5 protein-coding genes and 1 other RNA gene are annotated in these 5,925 nt (G+C 35.8%); 5 read left to right on the top strand and 1 reads right to left on the bottom strand.

Going from position 1 to position 5,925, the window contains the following annotated elements; translation table 11 throughout:
- Positions 1-22 precede the first annotated feature (22 nt).
- Positions 23-399, top strand: a transfer-messenger RNA (tmRNA) gene (gene ssrA, locus VJJ26_03100).
- Positions 400-654: 255 nt separating this feature from the next.
- Complete coding sequence (locus VJJ26_03095; GenBank protein ID HLC07149.1) at positions 655-1,095, top strand: hypothetical protein; 441 nt, start codon at positions 655-657, stop codon at positions 1,093-1,095.
- A 308-nt stretch (positions 1,096-1,403) separates the two neighbouring features.
- Here VJJ26_03095 and VJJ26_03090 read toward each other — a convergent pair whose 3' ends face one another.
- Positions 1,404-2,240, bottom strand: coding sequence for a hypothetical protein (locus VJJ26_03090; protein ID HLC07148.1), 837 nt, complete (start codon positions 2,238-2,240; stop codon positions 1,404-1,406).
- 325 nt (positions 2,241-2,565) lie between these two features.
- Here VJJ26_03090 and VJJ26_03085 point away from each other — a divergent pair, with 325 nt between their 5' ends.
- The 3 genes from VJJ26_03085 to VJJ26_03075 form a co-directional block, all read left to right on the top strand.
- Entirely contained in the window at positions 2,566-2,712 is a 147-nt protein-coding gene (locus VJJ26_03085; protein HLC07147.1) for a hypothetical protein, read from the top strand.
- 831 nt (positions 2,713-3,543) lie between these two features.
- Complete coding sequence (locus VJJ26_03080; protein HLC07146.1) at positions 3,544-4,632, top strand: hypothetical protein; 1,089 nt, start codon at positions 3,544-3,546, stop codon at positions 4,630-4,632.
- Between the two features lie 303 nt (positions 4,633-4,935).
- A partial coding sequence (locus VJJ26_03075) for a hypothetical protein (protein ID HLC07145.1) occupies positions 4,936-5,925 on the top strand: 990 nt, incomplete at its 3' end.

Genomic DNA, 5,925 nt, shown 5'->3' with positions numbered 1-5,925 from the left:
AAGGTCTATTCTTTGAAAATTCGGGGGCGTACTGGCTTCGACGTGTTGTCGGTCGCTTTGAGTGCATGTCGAGCGTTGATTGAGTGCTCGTTAAACAATTGGTCAAAACAATAAATGCAGAAACTAATGGTTTCTCTGCATCTGCTGTTTACGCGTAAATCGTAACCGTAGATGTCTTGTTGGGTTAACGTGTCTATCAGTTAAACCAACACGTATAATACAAGATAGAAGTCATTAAGCAAGATTGAACGGTTTAGTAGCTTAATGAGTATTACAAGCTGTCTCATATAACAATGTTGTGTCTTTGAGGCGTTGTATGAGTATAATCAAAGAATAAGCATGTAGTACTCGGAGATATTAGCAATGCGGACATGGGTTCGATTCCCATCGCCTCCACCATACTTCGCTCCGATGGAGCTTCGTATGGCACGTCATTTTCTCAAATGATTGATATAGATAACAAAGAAAAAAGCGAAGTATGCCCTTTTAACCCAATCCTCGCTTTGCTCCGTATTGGGTACCCGGCTGAAGAGTAACGGAAGCTGGGTTAAAAAATAGGGCCATTTTTTTAAATGGATTTTATTTTCTTGCGCTCATCCTGAACTTGTTGAAGGATCAAGCGCATATTTTTTTAAATATATAACGAAAGATCGTATGAAAAAATTAAATATAGTAATTTGTGTAATTACTACAATTATTGCGTCATCTAATATCAATGCATTCAAGGATTTCCGTCCTTATTTTCAAGGAAATGGAAGAGATGAGCAAGGGCAAAATATGCTTCATCGTGCTGCTGCAGAATGTGAAGTTGCTGAAGCATTTGACAAAGCAAAAGATGATTTTATGACAGAGCATTTTAATGATACTAAAACCATTACTATTCAGTTAACTATAGATGCATTTGTTGAGATGTTTGAGCAAGAAGATGAAAATGGAGAGACTCCTTTTGATATACTGAGTCGAAAAATACATGAAACTCGTTGTCCATCATGCGAAAAAACGTTCGCACGTTTGTTTAGGGACAAGAAAAATATGCAGAATCTCAAAAAAAATGGAGAAGGCAAAAAAGTACTTATTGGAAAAAACGATAACTAAATTTTGATATAGCAAAAGTAAGACGGAATCTCCTTGTAATTTGGACTCACTACTTCCAAATTACAAGGAGATGTTGTTTTAAATAGACTATCTATTTATCCTTTAATGGATTCAGCCACATATTCACGAAAGCACCAAAGAAAATATATGTTAATGAGAATATAATTACCGATTCTAAAGGCCACGTTATTGGTTGTCGATACCCAAAATAACCCGCAGTAGGATAGACAATACACGCGGTTAAAGCGCATAATATATACAGTTTTACTTGTTGTCTAAGATAAGAAGTATAATTCATTTTTTGAGCCTTATGGGGTTGGTAGCATACCAAAGAATGTTCCAACAGCTAGTGATACTGCTTCTACTCCAGCTATGGTTGCAGCAATACCTCCAGCACTAGTCACAACACCTGCTGTGGTGGTTGCTGCTGCTGCAGTTAAACTCATCCCACCAACAGTTGTTCCAGCTGCACTTGTAACAGCAATAGCGGTTGCTACAACTGAAGCTCCACCAGTTACTGCTGCAGCGCTAGCACCTGCTATGGCAGTTACTGTACCAGCTGCAACTGTGGTACTTGCAGCAGCTGCAGTAATAGTTACAGTAGTTGTAGCAGCAGCGGCTCCAGCAACTGCTCCTGTACCAGCAACAGCTAATGTACTACTAGCCAATGCTACACCAACTCCTGCAGTTCCAACGGCCACAGTACCAACAGCAGCAACAGCTGTTCCATAGCATACTGATTTAGTCGCCCAATACATAAAAGCACCAAACATAGGGCCACCACCAACAACACGTCCTTTAGCTTTGAGCGAGAACTCACGATCATTCATTTGATTAAGGACAAAATATCCGTTCTTTACAAAAGATTTTAATTGTTCTTTTGTAATGTCGCGCACCATTGGATCAGTAAAGTATTTTTTAATTACGTGTTTCTTATCATCTTTATGAACACAGAATCCATTTTTACCGTGATAAAGTGTAACTATTCCCAAACGCTCAGGTGCAAAAAATGACTGTGGTTTAATCTGTACTTTGTTTGTATTACTTATATGTAAGTCATTTGATTTTCTCTCTGACTTTGAAACATCCAATTGCATTGAAAAAATAGACGATGAAACTAATAATAAACCTAAAATCTTCTTCATAGAAATCCTTATAAATTGACGAAACTATATTGAATAAAAACGAGAAAGAGAAATATTGTGGTTACAACATGTTGTGGTTAAAACATGAATATGACTCCTGAAAATTTCTGTTGTGTAATTACTGGTGAAAACAATAGCATATATTATGCAAACGGTAAAGAAAAAAGATCCTTTTAAAACCCTTTTTTGATATTGTTTTGTTTTTTTACTATTGTTGCGATACAAAGCAACAATTGCTTTATCTGAAAATAAAGTGATTTTCACAATTTTGTTGCTTTGTATCTTTTTACACCATACACGCAACAAACACATTTTCAGGAATAATATGGAGCAAAAAAAATTAGCTGATCAGATAATTCATGAACATGACGCCTTAGCATTAGATCTTGAAGCTGATATTATTGAATATCGCCGTTCGATGGAACCTGATATCATGACTCGTCTTAATGATCACGGATCTCCATGTTTATAGCTTGATGAGATTTGTCTTCGTATATAGGAATGCTTATTTTTGAGCCTTTGGTAGGTATCTTGATGCATTCTAGGCGGTTTTTTATACGCATCGAGATTGCCACCTTTCTGTTTGATGAGCTCTTTAACTTTATCTTGCATATGGGAATAGCGCCATGTAGGACGCAGGCGCTGGCTAGTATAGCTTAGATTTAGGCAATTTCTGCAAAGAAAGACACTGTGCTCGGCAAAGTAAAGAAACAGCATACGTTTTTGGCACAATGGGCACTTAAAAAAGCAACGAAAGCCACCATAGTTACACGCTAACCTGTCTATATCTATTATATAAGAGTAATCCTTGTGGTTTCTATAGGTGATTTTTAAGTGATTGGGATACGCTTCAGCTTTGACTGCCAGTGGTTGTACAGTGAAGCTAGTTATAGTATGTTCCTTGGTGTTTTCCTTATAATATTTGAATGAATCAATGGATATCAGATTTGAGCAAAGTTTTCTTGGTACATGTTTCTTTTTTACCTTCCAATACCAGCCCCAATGAGTCATAAAATCTCCTTTATCGAAATAGATAGTCTGCATAGCATAATTAATAAATGCCTGCGCAGCTATTTATCTAAAAAAGTTTATGTTAGCATCACTGCGAAAGAATTGTTTTTTTAAAAAAACTGTCTTATATAAGTGTTTTTTTGATCTATTTTTCTAATTGTGTAATTATTAAAATAGGCTTTGTGGAGGTTTGACCTTTATTCTCAGGATTTTCGTAAGATTCTTATCATCAAATATAGTGCCAATTCTGGATTAGGTTGGGAATTAATAAAATTTAAATGGATATATTTTAATGTCAAATATTACTAATGATTTTCCGTCATATAGTCAGGCGTTCCTGAAGGCGTATGGTAATCTCCAAGGAGATATTGAGGGTATTTATATTACTCAGGATCCTGCAAGAGACTGGAAAGCTTTGATATGGAAAAATAATCATATTCTTGAGTTACATGGCTTTGTATTTGAAGCGTTGTTTACTACAGAGGCAAATGGTGATTATAAAATTGAGCTTAGATTGATTTTTAAGCTGACAGGCGAAGTGCACAATGCAGTGCAAGTTTTAAAAAAACAAAAGCATCAGTATTATTCTTCCGATAATTCCAAGGTTTTGCAGTGGTGCCGAATTCTATACGAGTTATTGTTCGGAATTGTATGTTTTAATGATCCAGTAGAGGCGGAAATTTATGGTCCAACTAAATTTGTGGATGATAGCAAAAAAATAAGAACTAAAACGTTCATCGATCCCAAGCAGGAAAATCTTATTGGTGCGCGAAGAGAAGGCTTATTATCCTTATTAGGATTAGATTTGCCTGATTATAGTATGCAGGAACTTAGCCACCGAACGCTTTCCTGGGGTGATATAAGTACTTTTTTAAGATGTCCCAGATGTTTTTATAGCGCAAAAAAACTTGATATTAGGTTAGATCCATTAAATGATGAAGCATTTGCTCTTGATAAACAGATTGATAGTTTCTTAAAAAGAGATTTTGATAGGTATCGTAATGAAAAAAAGCTTCATCCTATTATGGTGAATAGTGAGGCTATTAGGCCACTCAAACATGAAAATTTATTCATATGGAGGGAGCCTATATCAGCAGCTGATCGTCATAATAAAGGAGGTGTTCAATACCATGATGCATGGGGTAATTGGATGGTATATGGTGGTGTAGATGATGTTTGGGTTAATGATCGAAAAGAGTTCATCATTATTGATTATAAGGTAACCGTAAGGGACAGAGTTAAAGTGAATTCTTTATATAAAAAACAGTTAGAGTTTTATGGTTGGATATTTAAAAAAAATAATTATCCTGTTTCATTGATGGGTTATATTCTTTACTGCGCTCCGATGGAGCTTCGTATAGCGCGCTATTTTCTCAAATGATTGATATAGATATCAAAAGAAACGAACGAAGTATGCCCTTCGTAGCCTTGGCGAAGTAGGGCTATAAAAATAAAAAATCGATCTTTTACCTCAACTTTCATTACATTTCAGCCGGGGACTCCGGTTAAGAAATGCTCTATTAAAACCCGCTCACCTTGAGCTTGTTTAACTCCATACTCCACTCCGTTTTGTACGGGGACACCCGGCGTGGAAAAATGAAGCTGAGAATTAAAGGAAGGTTCAAAACACTTCTATTTCAATTAAATTTTGTATAGTCTTCTAAACTATAAAGAAAGTAGTTTAATGAGGACAAAAATAATTCATATCTTCTTATTCTTTTTCATTTCATACTCATTTTCAGAAGAGTTTCATAACTATTATCATCACACACCAACAGTCCAATTCGATGTTCCGTTATCCCCTCACAATACAAAACCTGATTCACATATTCGTTCTCCTCAAAGAGATTCCATTCCTCATAATTCCAGAGATAGATATCATTTTATTTACTTTTCCGTAACAGATTTTAAAAGATCTTTCTCGCATATACCAGAAAAAGAAATATTAGAGCGCTATGAATTATTTTCACTCCCAAATTTCTGTGCATATGCACAAACTTTGAGCGGCTACAATCAATTTGTTGTTGCTCTTGATGCAAAAATCAAACAAGATAAACACTTCAAAAAACAAACAGCGGTTGTGCCAGGATTTGATTATAAATTTGGCTTGTGGAGCGAAAAATCAGGATTTCATGATTTTATTGCTGCACAAGCATCTGAAATTAAAAAAAAACAAAGCGAAAAAAAGATCGTATTGCCAAAAGGAAATTTACGTGTTACAGATCCAGTTGTTCATCAATTAACACAAGAATGGTCAGCAAGAAAAAAATACGCTCATGATACAACACGATTAAATCAACGATTAGATGCACTTTCCAAAGCAAAAGCTACGCAAGGTACTCAGCTTGATGATCAATTGAACAAAGAACTATCTGAATCGCGTAATGCGATGCATTCGTTAGAACGAACTTTTAGTCATGATAATCATGTTCAGGTATTGTCACCATTAGTACATTCTTGTACTCAGCAAGCTCTAAAAGAATCAAATGCAGTAGTAGCATTTGGGTTGTCTGATTTTTGTTGTATGGTTACGGATATTCTGCAACATGGAATGAATGTACTGTACGATGCATCATATGCTGTTACAAAAGGAGCATGCAGAGGAGTATCTACTTTTACAAGCATTGAGCATTGGAAAGATATGGCGACAGGAGCACTGCATATGAGTTTGCTC

This window comes from Candidatus Babeliales bacterium (genome assembly GCA_035288105.1).
Classification (GTDB): Bacteria; Babelota; Babeliae; order Babelales; family Vermiphilaceae; genus SOIL31.
The sequence above is the reverse complement of the archived record's forward strand: the minus strand, read 5'-3'. Positions and strand labels throughout refer to the sequence as shown.

Bases quoted from the DNA above. Each gene is read 5' to 3' on its own strand.
- VJJ26_03095 (HLC07149.1), top strand. From the start codon at position 655: ATGAAAAAATTAAATATAGTAATTTGTGTAATTACTACAATTATTGCG.
- VJJ26_03090 (HLC07148.1), bottom strand. From the start codon at position 2,240: ATGAAGAAGATTTTAGGTTTATTATTAGTTTCATCGTCTATTTTTTCA.
- VJJ26_03085 (HLC07147.1), top strand. From the start codon at position 2,566: ATGGAGCAAAAAAAATTAGCTGATCAGATAATTCATGAACATGACGCC.
- VJJ26_03080 (HLC07146.1), top strand. From the start codon at position 3,544: ATGTCAAATATTACTAATGATTTTCCGTCATATAGTCAGGCGTTCCTG.